The 13,986-nt window shown below is 69.8% G+C and carries 14 protein-coding genes; 11 read left to right on the top strand and 3 right to left on the bottom strand.

What is annotated here, in order from left to right:
• The first annotated feature begins 23 nt into the window (after positions 1-23).
• From RI138_RS00890 to RI138_RS00865, 6 genes are all read left to right on the top strand, one after another.
• Entirely contained in the window at positions 24-659 is a 636-nt protein-coding gene (locus RI138_RS00890) for a DUF6875 domain-containing protein (RefSeq protein ID WP_096632684.1), read from the top strand.
• A 58-nt stretch (positions 660-717) separates the two neighbouring features.
• Entirely contained in the window at positions 718-1,569 is an 852-nt protein-coding gene (locus RI138_RS00885) for an alpha/beta hydrolase (RefSeq protein WP_311118324.1), read from the top strand.
• Entirely contained in the window at positions 1,566-2,420 is an 855-nt protein-coding gene (locus RI138_RS00880; protein ID WP_311118323.1) for a tryptophan 2,3-dioxygenase, read from the top strand. The genes RI138_RS00885 and RI138_RS00880 overlap by 4 nt, the downstream gene beginning before the upstream one ends.
• 71 nt (positions 2,421-2,491) lie before the next feature.
• Complete coding sequence (gene kynU, locus RI138_RS00875) at positions 2,492-3,754, top strand: kynureninase (RefSeq protein WP_311118322.1); 1,263 nt, start codon at positions 2,492-2,494, stop codon at positions 3,752-3,754.
• A gap of 60 nt (positions 3,755-3,814) precedes the next feature.
• Positions 3,815-4,855: a methyltransferase gene (locus RI138_RS00870; protein ID WP_311118321.1), complete on the top strand. Its 1,041-nt coding sequence runs from the start codon at positions 3,815-3,817 to the stop codon at positions 4,853-4,855.
• A 26-nt stretch (positions 4,856-4,881) separates the two neighbouring features.
• The gene (locus RI138_RS00865; RefSeq protein ID WP_311118320.1) at positions 4,882-6,174 is read left to right on the top strand and encodes a cytochrome P450 family protein; all 1,293 of its coding nucleotides are present in this window, start codon (positions 4,882-4,884) and stop codon (positions 6,172-6,174) included.
• 77 nt (positions 6,175-6,251) lie between these two features.
• Here RI138_RS00865 and RI138_RS00860 read toward each other — a convergent pair whose 3' ends face one another.
• The 3 genes from RI138_RS00860 to RI138_RS00850 all read right to left on the bottom strand — a co-directional run bounded on the left by RI138_RS00860 (position 6,252) and on the right by RI138_RS00850 (position 8,194).
• Positions 6,252-6,458: a ferredoxin gene (locus RI138_RS00860; protein WP_096632690.1), complete on the bottom strand. Its 207-nt coding sequence runs from the start codon at positions 6,456-6,458 to the stop codon at positions 6,252-6,254.
• A gap of 37 nt (positions 6,459-6,495) precedes the next feature.
• Positions 6,496-7,170, bottom strand: coding sequence for an LmbU family transcriptional regulator (locus RI138_RS00855; RefSeq protein WP_311118319.1), 675 nt, complete (start codon positions 7,168-7,170; stop codon positions 6,496-6,498).
• Between the two features lie 139 nt (positions 7,171-7,309).
• A complete protein-coding gene (locus RI138_RS00850) occupies positions 7,310-8,194 on the bottom strand; it encodes a TetR/AcrR family transcriptional regulator (RefSeq protein WP_311118318.1) in 885 nt (294 codons plus the stop codon).
• Positions 8,195-8,308: 114 nt separating this feature from the next.
• Between RI138_RS00850 and RI138_RS00845 the strand changes: the two genes are divergently transcribed.
• From RI138_RS00845 to RI138_RS00825, 5 genes are all read left to right on the top strand, one after another.
• Positions 8,309-9,196 carry a siderophore-interacting protein gene (locus RI138_RS00845; protein ID WP_311118317.1) on the top strand — a complete coding sequence of 296 codons (888 nt, stop codon included), beginning with the start codon at positions 8,309-8,311 and terminating at the stop codon, positions 9,194-9,196.
• A 79-nt stretch (positions 9,197-9,275) separates the two neighbouring features.
• The gene (locus tag RI138_RS00840; protein ID WP_311118316.1) at positions 9,276-10,259 is read left to right on the top strand and encodes an ATP-binding cassette domain-containing protein; all 984 of its coding nucleotides are present in this window, start codon (positions 9,276-9,278) and stop codon (positions 10,257-10,259) included.
• Positions 10,249-11,016 carry an ABC transporter permease gene (locus RI138_RS00835; protein WP_096632696.1) on the top strand — a complete coding sequence of 256 codons (768 nt, stop codon included), beginning with the start codon at positions 10,249-10,251 and terminating at the stop codon, positions 11,014-11,016. Before RI138_RS00840 ends, RI138_RS00835 begins: the two co-directional genes overlap by 11 nt.
• 73 nt (positions 11,017-11,089) lie before the next feature.
• Entirely contained in the window at positions 11,090-13,351 is a 2,262-nt protein-coding gene (locus tag RI138_RS00830) for an excinuclease ABC subunit UvrA (protein ID WP_311118315.1), read from the top strand.
• 149 nt (positions 13,352-13,500) lie between these two features.
• Positions 13,501-13,917, top strand: coding sequence for a DUF6336 family protein (locus RI138_RS00825; RefSeq protein ID WP_311118314.1), 417 nt, complete (start codon positions 13,501-13,503; stop codon positions 13,915-13,917).
• The last annotated feature ends 69 nt before the right edge of the window (positions 13,918-13,986 follow it).

Genomic DNA, 13,986 nt, shown 5'->3' with positions numbered 1-13,986 from the left:
CCGAGACCTGAGGATTGACAACGATGCTGACCGACGTGCTCTCCGTCGACTTGGCCAAGGCCTTGGAGGCCGCCGAAAGCTGGCTGAGCGACTACATCCGCCAACCGCACAGCGAACTCGGACGCACCGGCCCGGTGTGCCCGTTCGTCGAACCGGCCCAGCGCGCCGGTGCGCTGGAGATCCGGGTCAGGCTGGTGGGACCCACCCCGAGCCAGGCCCTCATCGACGAGATCGTCCGCTGCGGCCTGGACGAGTTCAGCGAGGTCGACTGGAAGGCCGGCAACCCGAATCTGCGGTCGCTGCTGCTCGTGCTGCCGGACATCCCGCCCGAGCATCTGCACCTGTTGGACGCGGCGCACACCGCGCTCAAGCCCGAGAGCGTGCGCCGTGGGCTGATGATCGCCCAATTCCACGAGAAGTGCCGGGAGAAGGCCGCCCGCAACCCGGAGTTCGAGGTGAGCCACGCCCCCGTCCCGATGATGGCGGTGCGTTCGATGGCGATCCACGACGTGCTGTTCCTGGCGGACCGGCGGGAGTGGTTCGAGGAGTACGCGAGGCGCTTCGGGGCCCGCTACCGCAACTCGGCGCACGGCATCGATCCGCTGCTGACCGAGATGTACGAAAAGGCCTGTGCCGCACACCGGCTGGGGGCCGAGTGACGTGCGGCGGAACGAAGCCCCGGGGTACGCGATGACAGGTGCCGCCGTGTATCGGGGAATGGATCAGGCCACGTTGGACCGGCAGTACTCGCCGAGTTCCCGGGTGCCGAGCCTCGGGGCCTACCTCAGTGAGTACGAGCGGCTGAGCACGGCCGCCCGCCGGGACCATCCGGTGCGGACCGGTCTCGCCTACGGCCCGCATCCGGCCGAGTCGCTCGACTACTTTCCCGGCCCGGGCCGGGGCCGCACGCCACTGCTGGTGTTCGTGCACGGCGGGAACTGGCAGGCGCTCGGCCGCGCCGAATCGGCCTTCCCGGCACCGCCGTTGCTGGCCGCCGGGGCGTCGGTCGCGGTCGTCGAGTACGGGCTGGCACCGGACGTCGGGCTGGACGCCATGGCGGGGATGGTGCGGCGGGCCGTCGACTGGCTGCTGCGGCACGCGGACCGGCTCGGGTTCGCCCCGGACCGGCTCCATCTGTGCGGCACCTCGGCCGGCGCGCACCTGGCGGCGATGGCCCTGCTGCCCGGCCCGTCGGACGGCCCGGACGTGTCCGGCCGGATCGCCGGGGCGGTGTTGCTGAGCGGCATGTACGACCTGGAGCCGGTCCGGCTGTCGTACGTCAACGAGGCGCTGCGGCTGGACGAGGCCGGGGCGCGCCGCAACAGCCCGCTGCGCCGGCTGCCGTCGCGGCTGCCCCCGGTGGTGGTCGCCCGCGGCGGCAACGAGACCGAGGAGTACGTCCGCCAGCACGAGCTGATGGTGAGGGCACTGCGCCCCCGGGCGAAGGTGACGGAGGTCGTCGCCGAGCTGCGCGACCACTTCGATCTCCCCTACGACCTGGGGGCGAGGGGCACCGAACTGGGCGACGCGGTCCTCGCACAGATGGAACCGGGAGGAACGACCACATGACCACCGAGCAGGCCGCCCAGGGCTCAGGACAGGGCATCGGATGTCCGCTGTCCGCCCCCGCCCCGCCGGGCACCACCCCGTACGCGCACTACGCGCGCATGGACGAACTGCTGGCGCTCCAGCATCCGCTCAGCGCGGCGGACACCGAGCCGGGCTTCATCATCATGAGCCAGGTCAAGGAGCTCCTCTTCAAGCTGCTGCACACGGAACTGACCACCGCCCGGAACCAGTTGGACAAGGACGGACTCCGCGACGCGCTGTGGACACTGCGCAGGTCGGCACGAGTGCAGCAGGTGCTGCTGGTCTCCTGGGAGACGTTCTCCGTGCTGTCACCCGCGGAGTTCGCCGAGTTCCGGGACGTCCTCGGGTCGGCCTCCGGCTTCCAGTCGGCCGGCTACCGGCGACTGGAGTTCCTGCTCGGCAACAAGAACCCGGCGATGGTGGAGCCGCACCGGGACACGGCCGGCCATGACGCGGTGATGAACCAGCTGCGGGAGCCGAGCCTGTACGACGCGGCGCTCGCCCTGCTGGCCCGTCGCGGACTGCTCACACCGGACGAATCCCCGACCCCGGACACCACACTGCCCTACCGGACCGGCACCGAGGTCGAGGAAGCCTGGCGGGCGGTCTACCAGGACCCGGCCCGCCACCACGACCTCCATCTGCTCGCCGAGGCACTCATGGACACCGCGGAGCAGTTCGCCCGCTGGCGCTACACGCACCTCGTCACCGTGCAGCGGATGCTGGGCGCCAAGCCTGGCACCGGCGGCACAGAGGGCGTGGCCTGGCTCGCCCGGATCAGTCAGCACCGCTTCTTCCCGGAGCTGTGGTCGGTGCGCTCGACGCTCTGACCGGCCGCAGGAGATGACGCAGAACGCCAGGACACGGCAGACGCCGACGACACGAAAGAGGAGGAGCGCCGATGGAGGGCGGTATCCCGCGCACGGCGGCCGAGGAGTTGGACGCGGCCGATCCGCTGGCCGGGTTCCGGGAACGGTTCGTCATCACCGATCCGGAGCTGGTCTACCTCGACGGCAACTCGCTGGGCCGACTGCCCGCGGCCACCTCGGACCTCCTGCGCGAGGTGGTCGAGGAGGGCTGGGGCGGCGGGCTGGTGCGTTCCTGGCAGGGGTGGATCGACTGGGGCGCCCGGCTCGGTGACCGTCTTGCCGAGCACGTCCTCGGCGCCAGGCCCGGCGAGGTGGTGATCTCGGACTCCACCTCGGTCAATCTGTACAAGCTGGCCGGTGCCGCGCTGGACGCCGCTCCGGGACGGGGCACCGTCCTCATGGACGCCGAGGACTTCCCGACCAACCGGTACGTCCTCCAGGGCCTCGCCGAGCAGCGCGGGCTGCGCCTGCGGCGGCTCGCCTCCGATCTCGACGGCGGCCTCGATCTCGACGTGCTGCGCTCCGCCCTGGACCAGGACGTCGCGCTGGTGGTGCTCTCGTTGGTGTCGTACCGCAGCGGCGCGCTCCTGGACATGGCGAAGGTGAACGAACTGGCCCGCGCGGCCGGCGCCCGGGTCCTGTGGGACCTGTCGCACGCGGCCGGAGCCGTCCCCGTCGACCTCGCTGCGGCCGGCGCGGAGCTGGCCGTGGGGTGCACGTACAAGTATCTCAACGGCGGCCCGGGTTCGCCTGCCTTCCTCTACGTGCGCACCGAGTTGCACGCCGAACTGCGCCAGCCGGTGTGGGGCTGGTTCGGGCAGCGCGAGCAGTTCCGGATGGGGCCCGACTACGATCCGGTGCCGGGGATCGAGCGGTTCCTCGTGAGCACCCCGCCGCTGCTGTCGCTGGCGGCGATCGATCCGGCGCTCGCCCTCGTCGAAGAGGCCGGAGTGGCGCGTATCCGGGCCAAGGGGCTGCTGCTGGGCCGGCTCGTCGACGACCTGGCCGACGCCTGGCTCACCCCTCTGGGCTTCCGCCGGGCCTCGCCGCGGACGCCCGGACAGCGCGGTTCACATGTGTCGCTGTACCACCCCGACGCCTGGCGGATCTGCCAGACGCTCGCCGCCGACGCGAAGGTTGTCTGCGACTACCGGGTCCCGGACCGGCTGAGGATCGGCCCGTCACCGCTCTACACCCGGTTCACCGAGGTCTGGGACGCGCTGGCCCGGTTGCGTCGGATCGCCGCCGGGCGGACCTATGCGTCCCGTCCCGCGGATCTGGCCCGGGTGACATGACCGCCGGCCCGGCCCATGGCCTGCCCGAACCCTCACCACCCCACGCGATACGGAGTGCCCATGACTGACGCAACCCCGCTCACCACCGACGGCCTGGTGCAGATCCTGTTCGGCTCCTCCGCCTTCCAGATGCTCAACGCAGGCCGCAATCTGGGCTTGTTCCCGTTGCTCCACCGGCGCCCCGGCCTGACCCCGCGGGAGATCGGACACGAACTCGGCCTGGCCGAACGCCCGGTGCAGATTCTGCTCCTGGGCACCACGGCCCTGGGGCTGACGGTCCACCAGGGGAGCGGATACCTCAACGCCGATGTCCTGAACGGCAAGTTCGAAGACGGGACCTGGGAGATCATCGAGGACCTGATCGAGTACGAGGAGCGGATCGTCCGCCCCGCCGAGGTGGACTTCACGGAGTCGCTGCGCAGGAACACCAACGTCGGCCTGCGGCGGATCAAGGGAACCGGCCCGGACCTGTACCACAGGCTGTCCGAGGACCCTGACCTTGAGCAGCTGTTCTACCGCTGCATGCGGTCCTGGTCCCGGCTGTCGAACCCCGTACTGGTCGAGCAGGCCGACCTGACCGGGGTACGCCGGGTGCTCGACGTCGGCGGCGGTGACGGCGTCAACGCCATCGCGCTCGCACAGGCCAACCCCGGCGTCGAGTTCACCGTCCTCGACCTTCCCGGCACGGTGGAGATCGCTCGCCGCAAGATCGACGAGCACGGTCTGGCCGAACGGATCTCCGTCCGGGCGGCCGACATCTTCGCCGACGACTATCCGCCGGGGCACGACTGCGTACTGTTCGCAAACCAGTTGGTGATCTGGTCGCCGCAGGAGAACGTGCGCCTGCTGCGCAAGGCCCACACGGCCCTGCCCGACGGCGGGCGCGTGCTGGTGTTCAACGCCATGTCCGACGACGACGGCGACGGTCCGCTGTACGCCGCCCTCGACAACGTGTACTTCGCGACCCTGCCCGCCGCGAGCAGCACCATCTACCCGTGGGGTCAGTACGAGGAGTGGTTCGCCGCGGCCGGCTTCGTGAAGCCCGAACGGCTGCCAGGCGGTCAATGGACGCCGCACGGCGTGATCAGCGCGGTCAAGTGACGTCTCAGGGAGAGCCGGAACCAATCATGTCACTCACTTCCCATGACGCCTCGCAGACCGGGGAGACCGCCCAGTGCCCCGCCGGTCCGCACATGACCGATCCGGATCTGCTCCGGGACCCCTTCGGCGGCTACGGCCGACTGCGCGAACAAGGCCCGGTGGTCAACGGCAGGTTCGTCGACGGCACCCCGGTGTGGTTCGTGACCCGCTACGACGATGTCCGCGCGGCGCTGCGCGATCCTCGGCTCGTCAACACTCCCTCCAATGTGCCGGGGGAAGGGGGCGCGGACCCGCGCGAGGGGATGATGGAGCTCCTCAAGATCCCCGAGCATCTGCGGCGCTATCTGCTGGGCTCCATCCTGGACAGCGACCCGCCGGACCACCCCAGGCTGCGCCGCCTGGTGACCCGGGCGTTCGCGGCCCGCCGGATCCTCGACCTGCGGCCGGACATCGAGCGGATCGCCGACCGGCTGTTGACCGAGCTGCCGCACCGGGAGGAGGAGGGGGCGGTCGATCTCCTGGAGCACTTCGCGTATCCGCTGTCGATCACGGTGATCTGCGAGCTCGTCGGGATTCCGGCGGCCGACCTCGACCGGTGGCGGGAGTGGGGCGGCGACCTGGTGTCGATGCGGCCGGAACGACTTCAGCACTCCTTTCCTGTGATGATCGACTACTGCCACGAACTGATCGAGCGGCGCCGGGCAGCGCTGAGGGACGATCTGCTGAGCGAGCTGATCCGGGCCCAGGACGACGACGGGGGACGGCTCAGCGACGTCGAGATGGTCACCATGATCCTCACGCTGGTGCTGGCCGGTCACGAGACAAGCGCGCATCTGATCGGCAACGGCACCGCCGCACTGCTCACCCACCCCGACCAGCTGGCGTTGCTGCGCAAGGACCCGGCGCTGGTGCCGCGCGCGGTGCACGAACTGATGCGCTGGTGCGGGTCGGTGCACGTGGCGCGGCTGCGCTACGCCACCGAGGACCTGGAACTCGCCGGCACGCCCATCGCCCGTGGCGACGCGGTCCAACTCGTGCTGGTGTCAGCCAACTTCGACCCGCGCCACTACACCGACCCGGACCGTCTGGACATCACGCGCCAGCAGGACGGCCAGGCCGAGAACCATGTCGGCTTCGGTCACGGCATCCACTACTGCCTGGGTGCCACGCTGGCCCGGCAGGAAGGCGAGGCGGCCTTCGCCAGGTTGCTGGAGCACTACCCGGGCATGACGCTCGCGGACGACGGCGCCGAACTGGACCGAGCCCTGCTGCCGGGCAGCTGGCGACTGAACTCGCTTCGGCTTCGGCTTCGGCCCTGATCGTGCTCGCGTAGAGGGGCCGCCCGACATCGGGCGGCCCCTCTACGCGAGCGTCCTGCGGCGGACCGGGAGGACGCTCAGCCCTCGGGCGGCTCGTCACCCAAGGCGATGGCCTGCACCGGACAGGACAGCGCCGCCTCCTGCACCTGCTGCCGCGCCGCCGTCGCAGTACCTCCGGGCACCAGCTGTGAGTACCCGTCGTCGTCCTGGGTGAACACGCCGGGCGCCGTCAGAACGCACTGCCCGGACCCTATGCATGTGTGATGGTCGATGCTGATCTGCATGAAAGGCCGTCTCCGGTGGTCGGGCGGGCCGGGTCCGTCAGTCACCGAGTTCGTGCGCGGCGGCGCGGTCGAGTGTCACGAGTATCCATTCCTCGAAGCCCCCTTCGGCCTTCGAAGCGGCCTCGCGCCAGCGTTCCACACGATCGACGGGCACGCTGATCCTGGGCAGACTGACCCGAGCGAGCGGGGCCGCCCGGTTGCCCTGACGGCTCTCCCGCAGCCGCAGTCTGAGCAGGTTCCTGGACCAGCCGTGCTGCTCCGCGCGGTCGAGCCAGGTGTCCGCCTGCGTGGGAGGGAGGGAGACGACCTCGGCGTGGTGGCCGAAGCTCAGGTTCTCGCGGCGCCGACCGATCTCGAAGTGCCGTGCCACCCAGGCGTAGTTGCGCAGCGTCTGGTAGTCGAGCCCAGCAGCCTGCACTCCGGTCCGGTAGCGGTCGGCGTATCGCTCCTGGCCGTACACGAGCCAGTCGCCCAGACACCAGGCCGAGGAGTCGGCGATCTGGAAGATGTGCAGTCCGGCCTTCTCCCACCGGTCGTACGGCAGGGCGGCCGGGATCCTCAGGCCGACCCGCGTGGTCAGGATTCGCGCCTGGCCGCTGCTTCCGGGGTGGGCGGCCGCTTCGCCCGGTCTGCGGCCAACTGGTAATCGACTGTCACGCTGGTGGTACTTGGCGGTCTGCTGCACGAGCTTTCCCCCCTGGAATTGAGCCATGGTCACATCTCGCACCAGTCGTCGGCGGCTGAGAATCATGAAAGATCACCAGACCAAAAAGACCGTAGATTATCGATCGGCATATCGTCAATGATCATTTTTGGACTGGTTGTGATCCGGTGAGGGTGTTAGGGGCGTCTTATTCGGCGAAGTGATGCGGTGCTCGGTGATCAGGTGAACCCTCGACCCGTACGTGTTCCGGCCGACGGGGCTCGGAGCTGTCAGGTCCGCCTTCCGAGTCCATGCCGTCAAGGATCAATTCCAGGCCGACCCGGAAGGCTTCCCCGGCCTCCCGCTCCACCGGCGGTGCCACGTCACCCGAATCCTCCCGGGCGGCATCGGCGGCGGCCGCGTGCGACTCCAGCGCCGCCAGCGCCGGGAAGCGCTCGGCGAAGTCCGGCGCCACCTCTGTGAGCAGGGTGGTCCGCACCGTCCACCATTCCTCGTCGGACACCCCGGTCTCCGGCGCCGCCTGCCGGTGCTCCGCGGCGACCCGGGCCATGCCACGGACGAACTGGAACAGTACGGCGATGACCCGCCGGACCTTCAGCGGTTCCAGGCCGATTCCGTCGAGGATCCGCACAACCGTCTCCAGCTGCGCGTATTCACCCGGCCCGAGCACCGGCCTGGCCTGGGAGACCTGTAGCACCCACGGGTGCCGCAGATAGAAGGCCCACGTGTCGTCGGCCCAGGCGGTGATCGCCGGGCGCCACCCCGAGCTGGTGTCGTACTCGGTGGGCAGCTCGGCCAGCACCCGGTCGTGCATGAGGTCGACCAGCTCGCTCTTGCTCGGCACATAGGTGTAGAGCGCCATGGCGGTCCGTCCCAGCCACGCCCCCACGGCCCGCATCGACAGGGCCGCCATCCCCTGCTCCTCGGCGACCGCGATGCCTGCGGCCGCGATCGTGTCGACGTCGAGCCCCGGCTTCGGTCCGGGGGCGGCTCTGGTGGCACCGGAATCGGCCGAACGCCAGAGGAGGGCCATCGAGCGGCGGGCGTCGCCCTGCCCGGCAAAAATAACCACCTTGCAACTCCTTACTGCATAAAGTACTCTCGCCCAAGCATCTCCTTACGGCGTAAGGATATCAGGCGGACGTGTTCCCGCCCCAGGATGCCCAGCACTCTTGGAAGGTTTTCGATGGCAGAGCTCCCTGTTTCATTCATCCAGGTCACCGACATCACGCACGTCACACCGCGCATGGCGCGAGTGACGTTCGACGCCGAGCGACTCGACGACTCCGTGGGTCGGACGCCGGACCAGCAGGTCAAGCTCTGCTTCCCGCGGTCCGGCCAGCAGCTGCCCGTTCTGCCGGAGCAGGGCGACGACGCGACGAGCTGGTACCAGGCATTTCTGGCCATTCCGGAGAGCGAGCGGCCGTGGATGCGCAGTTTCACCATCCGCCGACGCGGACCGGCCAACACCGTCGAGATCGACTTCGTCCTGCACGGCGACACCGGCCCCGCCACCAGCTGGGCCGGTTCCGCCCGTCCCGGTGACCGGCTCGGCATGGTCGGCCCGTCGGAGGTCTACTCCGCGCCCGTCTCCCTGACGGACTCGATCGCGAACTCCGACTGGCTCCTGCTCGCCGGAGACGAGACCGCGTTGCCGGCCATCGGCACCCTGCTGGAGGCCCTGCCCGAGGGCGCCCCTGCCCTGGCCTTCATCGAAGTCGCCGACGCCGCCGAGCGGCAGGACTTCGAGACCGCGGGCGACGCCACGGTCAACTGGCTCTACCGCCAGGGAACCCCGCCCGGCCGGAGCGACGTGCTGATCGACGCCGTACGCAAGGCCGAGTTCCTCCCCGGCAGCCCGTTCGCCTGGCTGGCGGGCGAGTCGGCTGCCGTCCGGGCGCTCCGCCGTCATCTGGTCAACGACCGGGGACTGGACAAGGCGTCGATCGACTTCAGCGGGTACTGGCGGTTCAAGCTGACCCAGGACGACGCGCCGACCGCGGAGGACATGGCCGAAGCGCAGGAGAGGCTCGCGCAGTTCCAGGCCGCTGCTGCCGACGGCCGTCCGGAGTGAACCGTGCGGAGGGGCCCGGTACACGGCCGGGCCCCTCCGTGATCCGACCCAGAAGCGGTACGCGCGAAAGAAGGCTCTTATGATCACAGTGCGAGGCCTCGCCCGGCAGTTCACCCTCCGCGGGCGGACCGTCGACGCGGTGAAGGGCATCGACCTCGATGTCGAGGCAGGGGAACTGGTCGGGTTCCTCGGCCCCAACGGCGCCGGCAAGACCACGACCCTGCGGATGCTGACGACGCTGCTGCGACCCACCCGCGGCTCGGCCACGGTGGCCGGCTGCGATCTGCTGACGGACCCGCAGGGGGTGCGCCGCAGGATCGGCTACGTGGCGCAGGGCGGTAGCACCTGGCCGGAGTCCAGGGTCGCGGAGGAGATCGAACTCCAAGCCCGGCTCTACGGCCTGTCGAAGGCCGAGGCCCGGCGGCGCGGGGCGCTGCTGGCGGAGCGGCTCGACCTCTCCGGCCTGGACCAGCGTCCGGCCAAGACGCTATCCGGCGGCCAGCGACGCCGCCTCGACGTCGCGCTGGGGCTGGTGCACGAACCCGAGCTGGTGTTCCTGGACGAGCCCACCTCCGGACTGGACCCGCAGAGCCGGGCCAACCTGTGGGACCACGTCCGCCGGATGCACGCCGAGCACGGCATGACCGTCTTCCTCACCACCCACTACCTCGACGAGGCCGATGCCCTCTGCGACCGGATCCTGGTGACGGACCACGGCGCGATCGTCGCCGAGGGGACCCCGGACGAACTCAAGGCCCGCGTAGCCGGTGACTCGATCACGGTCGACGTCGCCGACCAGGCGGACGAGGCCGCCGAAGTGGCACGCCGTCTGCCCGACGCGCATGAGGTCACGGTCGTCGCCGACACCGTACGGTTCAGGGTTCCCCGTGGTGACGCCGTGCTGGCGGAGCTGCTGCGTGCCCTGGACAGCCAAGGGATCACCATGACCTCGGTCAAGGTGAACCGGCCCACCCTCGACGACGTCTTCCTCAGTCTGACGGGGCGCTCCCTGCGCGACGGCGAGGCGCCGACCCCGGCTCTGGAGGCCACCCATGCCGCGTGACACTTTGCTGATCTTCCTCAGGGACATGAAACTGTGCCTGCGCAGTCCCACCTGGCTGATCATCGGAATCATGCAGCCGCTGTTGTACCTGTTCCTCTTCGGGCCGCTCATGGTGACGGTCGTCGACCACACCCCCGGCTTCCCGGCGGGCAACGCCTGGGTCGTGCTCACGCCGGCGCTCATCGTGCAGACGGCACTGTTCAGCGGTTCGTTCGCCGGGGTCGGGCTCCTCACCGAGTACCGGGTCGGCGTGGTCGACCGCTTCCGCGGCACCCCGGCCAGCCGGTCGGCCCTGCTGTTCGGCAAGGTCCTGGCCCAGGCCGTCCAGGCGACCGCGCAGTCGGTGCTGATCGTGCTCGTGACGCTGCTCGTCTTCGACCTGGACGCGCCGGTGTCCGGCATGCTGCTGAGCCTCGCTATCGCCGCGGTGCTGGCCATCACGCTGTCCTCGGGGTCCTACGCACTGGCGCTGATCCTCAAGAGCGAGGCCGCGTTCCCCTCACTGATGAACGCCGTGCTCCTGCCGCTGCTCCTGCTGTCCGGCGTGCTGCTGCCGGTCACCGAGCAACTGGCCCCCGGCTGGCTCTACAACCTGGCCCGGATCAACCCTCTGACTCATGTGGTCGAAGCCGGACGTGCGGCGTTCCGCGGGGACTTGGGTTCGACAGGGCTGCTGACGGGCTCCCTCGTCCTGTTGGCCATGGCCGCGTTGGCCCTCCTGTGGGGCACGCGGACGTTCCAGAAGGAGAACGCCTGAGAGCCGTCTCTTCCTGCCCGACCACGACCGGGGCTCGCCGGGAAGCCCCACCCGTACCATCCGAGGAGCACATGTGAGTACCGACGCCATCAAGGTGACCGGTGCGCGGGAGAACAACCTCAAGAACGTCTCGGTGGAGATCCCGAAACGGAGCCTGACGGTCTTCACGGGCGTCTCCGGCTCGGGCAAGTCCTCCCTGGTGTTCGACACCATCGCCGCCGAGGCCCAGCGCCAGCTCAACGAGACCTTCACCGCCTTCGTCCGCAAATTCCTGCCCGACCACGGCCGTCCGGACATGGACGCCATCGAGAACATCTCCGCCGCCGTCGTCATCGACCAGAAACGCCTGGGCGGCAACCCGCGCTCCACCGTGGGCACCATCACGGACATCAACCCGCTGCTGCGGCTGCTGTTCTCACGCGCGGGCGACCCCGCCGGCCTGCCGCCCGGCGCCTTCTCGTTCAACGACCCCCAAGGCATGTGCCCGGCCTGCGAGGGCCTGGGCAGGGTCGTGGAACTCGACCTGGACGCATTCGTCGACCGCACCAGATCCCTCAATCAGGGCGCTCTGCTGCACCCCGACTTCTCCACAGACAGCTGGTACTGGCTGAGTTACGTGGAGTCCGGCCTCTTCGACAACGACAAGCCGTTGGCCGACTTCACCGAGCAGGAGTGGTCGTCGCTGCTGCACGGAGAGATGCCGCAAAAGCTCCGCCTGGACTGGCAGGGCAACACACTGAACGTCAAGTACGAGGGGCTGGCAGCCAAGTTCACCAGGCTCTACATCAAGAAGGAGGACATGTCCGAGCGCAGCCGCCAGGTCTTCCAGCGGTTCGTCCGCTCGGCTCCCTGCGCGGACTGCGCGGGCACCCGCCTCGCGCCCGCCGCCCGTGCCTGCCGGATCGCCGGCCACCGCATCGCGGACCTCACCTCGATGGAGGCCGAACGGCTGGGTGAGGTCCTGGCGGGGCTGGACCTGCCCGCGGTGAAACCGGTCCTGGACGACCTGGTCTCCCGTCTCGGGCATCTGGCCGAGATCGGTCTCGGCTACCTGAGCCTGGACCGGGAGACCCGTACGCTCTCGGGCGGCGAGTCGCAGCGGATCAAGATGGTCCGCCATCTGTCCAGCAGCCTGAACGAGATGCTGTACGTCTTCGACGAACCGAGCGTCGGCCTGCACGCACGGGACGTGCACCGGCTCAAGGAACTCCTGCTCGAACTGCGGGACAAGGGCAACACCGTGCTGGTGGTCGAGCACGACCCGGACGTCATGGCCATCGCGGACCATGTGGTCGACATGGGCCCGAAGGCCGGGACGCTGGGTGGCGAGGTGGTCTTCGAGGGAGGTTTCACCGGCCTTGCCGAGGCCGACACCCTTACCGGCCGTCACCTCCGGCACCGCCTGCCGGTGAAGGCCGAGCCCCGCCGCCCGACCGGCGCGCTCACCGTCACAGGGGCGAACAGCCACAACCTCAGGGATGTCACGGTCGACTTTCCCACCGGCGTCCTGACGGTGGTCACCGGAGTGGCCGGGTCGGGGAAGAGCTCCTTGGTCAATGACGACTTCCTGAGCCGGTATCCGGACGCGATCGTGATCGATCAGTCCGCGGTGACGGGCAGCCGTCGGTCCAGCACCGCCACCTACACCGGGCTGCTGGACCCGATCCGCAAGCTGTTCGCCAAGGCCAACAACGTCAGCGCCTCGCTGTTCAGCGCGAACTCCAAGGGCGCCTGCCCCAACTGCCAGGGGCTCGGCGTGCTCTACACCGACCTCGCGTTCCTGGAGACGCTGAAGTCCGTCTGCGAGGTCTGCCAGGGACGCCGCTTCTCCGACGACGTCCTCGGCCATCGACTGCGCGGCCGGTCGATCAGCGACGTGCTGGCGATGACGGCATCCGAGGCCGCGGACTTCTTCACCGAGCCCAAGCTCCGCCAGGTGCTGCGCGCACTGACCGAGGTGGGTCTGGACTACGTCGGTCTCGGCCAGCCGCTCAGTACGCTGTCCGGCGGCGAGTGCCAGCGCCTCAAGCTCGCCACCGACCTGCACCGGGTCGGCAGCGTCTACGTGATGGACGAGCCCACCACCGGCCTGCACATGTCCGACACCCACCGCCTCCTCGGGATCGTCGAGCGCCTCGTCGACCAGGGCAACACCGTGATCGTCATCGAGCACAACCTCGACATCGTCAAGAGCGCGGACTGGATCATCGACCTCGGCCCCGAGGGCGGCAGCGGCGGCGGCAGGATCCTGTTCGAGGGAACCCCGGCCGAACTCCTGAAGGCCACCGGCTCCCATACCGCCGAGTACCTCCGCCGGGACCTCTCGGGCATCTGACGCATCCGCGGTGACCGCCCGCCGCGCCTCGGCGGTGCGGCGGGCGGTCACCGCGGAAGCCGGGCGCACGGCTCGCAACGGTGGGACGGCAAGCCCGCGGCCCGCGTCCGCTGCTACGGTTCGGCGGTGACGGCGGGGGAGGGGCAGGCATGGGCAGGGTGGCCAGAGGCGGCAGCGGGGTGCTCGAACCGCGTCTGCGGTTCGGCGGGGTCGCGGTGCGCGGTGCGGCGTACGGAGCGGGGGCGGCCATCTGCGTGACCGTCGCGACGTTCGCCCTCAGAGAGCACGAGGACCGTGTCGACCTGCTGGACGCGACCGCCTTTCTGGGACTCGTGACGGGCTCGGTCCTCCTCGTGACCGGGCTGTTCTTCTGGGCGTGCAGCGGAGGGGAGGTCCTGCGCTGGCGGGACTTCTTCACGACACGTGCTCCCGATGAGGTGGTCGCGATCGCCGCCCCGTCCCTGGTCCGCGTGGGACTCCTCCTGCTGGTGCCCGTTCCGGTCGCCCTCGGCCTCGGGGAGCTCGTCGCATCGGCAGCCAGAGGCTCGTGGTTGGGCGGCGCCTGAGGAGCGGTGCCCGAGCAGCGGCAGGCAACGGCCGGCGGACCCGGTACCTGCACCGCCGCGTACACACTC

The sequence above is a fragment of the Streptomyces durocortorensis genome (genome assembly GCF_031760065.1).
Classification (GTDB): domain Bacteria; phylum Actinomycetota; class Actinomycetes; order Streptomycetales; family Streptomycetaceae; genus Streptomyces.
The sequence above is the reverse complement of the archived record's forward strand: the minus strand, read 5'-3'. Positions and strand labels throughout refer to the sequence as shown.

Coding starts and splice junctions, on each gene's coding strand:
- kynU (WP_311118322.1), top strand. CDS start 2,492: ATGGAGGGCGGTATCCCGCGCACGGCGGCCGAGGAGTTGGACGCGGCC.
- RI138_RS00865 (WP_311118320.1), top strand. CDS start 4,882: ATGTCACTCACTTCCCATGACGCCTCGCAGACCGGGGAGACCGCCCAG.
- RI138_RS00835 (WP_096632696.1), top strand. CDS start 10,249: ATGCCGCGTGACACTTTGCTGATCTTCCTCAGGGACATGAAACTGTGC.
- RI138_RS00840 (WP_311118316.1), top strand. CDS start 9,276: ATGATCACAGTGCGAGGCCTCGCCCGGCAGTTCACCCTCCGCGGGCGG.
- RI138_RS00880 (WP_311118323.1), top strand. CDS start 1,566: ATGACCACCGAGCAGGCCGCCCAGGGCTCAGGACAGGGCATCGGATGT.
- RI138_RS00870 (WP_311118321.1), top strand. CDS start 3,815: ATGACTGACGCAACCCCGCTCACCACCGACGGCCTGGTGCAGATCCTG.
- RI138_RS00845 (WP_311118317.1), top strand. CDS start 8,309: ATGGCAGAGCTCCCTGTTTCATTCATCCAGGTCACCGACATCACGCAC.
- RI138_RS00860 (WP_096632690.1), bottom strand. CDS start 6,458: ATGCAGATCAGCATCGACCATCACACATGCATAGGGTCCGGGCAGTGC.
- RI138_RS00885 (WP_311118324.1), top strand. CDS start 718: ATGGATCAGGCCACGTTGGACCGGCAGTACTCGCCGAGTTCCCGGGTG.
- RI138_RS00890 (WP_096632684.1), top strand. CDS start 24: ATGCTGACCGACGTGCTCTCCGTCGACTTGGCCAAGGCCTTGGAGGCC.
- RI138_RS00825 (WP_311118314.1), top strand. CDS start 13,501: ATGGGCAGGGTGGCCAGAGGCGGCAGCGGGGTGCTCGAACCGCGTCTG.
- RI138_RS00855 (WP_311118319.1), bottom strand. CDS start 7,170: ATGGCTCAATTCCAGGGGGGAAAGCTCGTGCAGCAGACCGCCAAGTAC.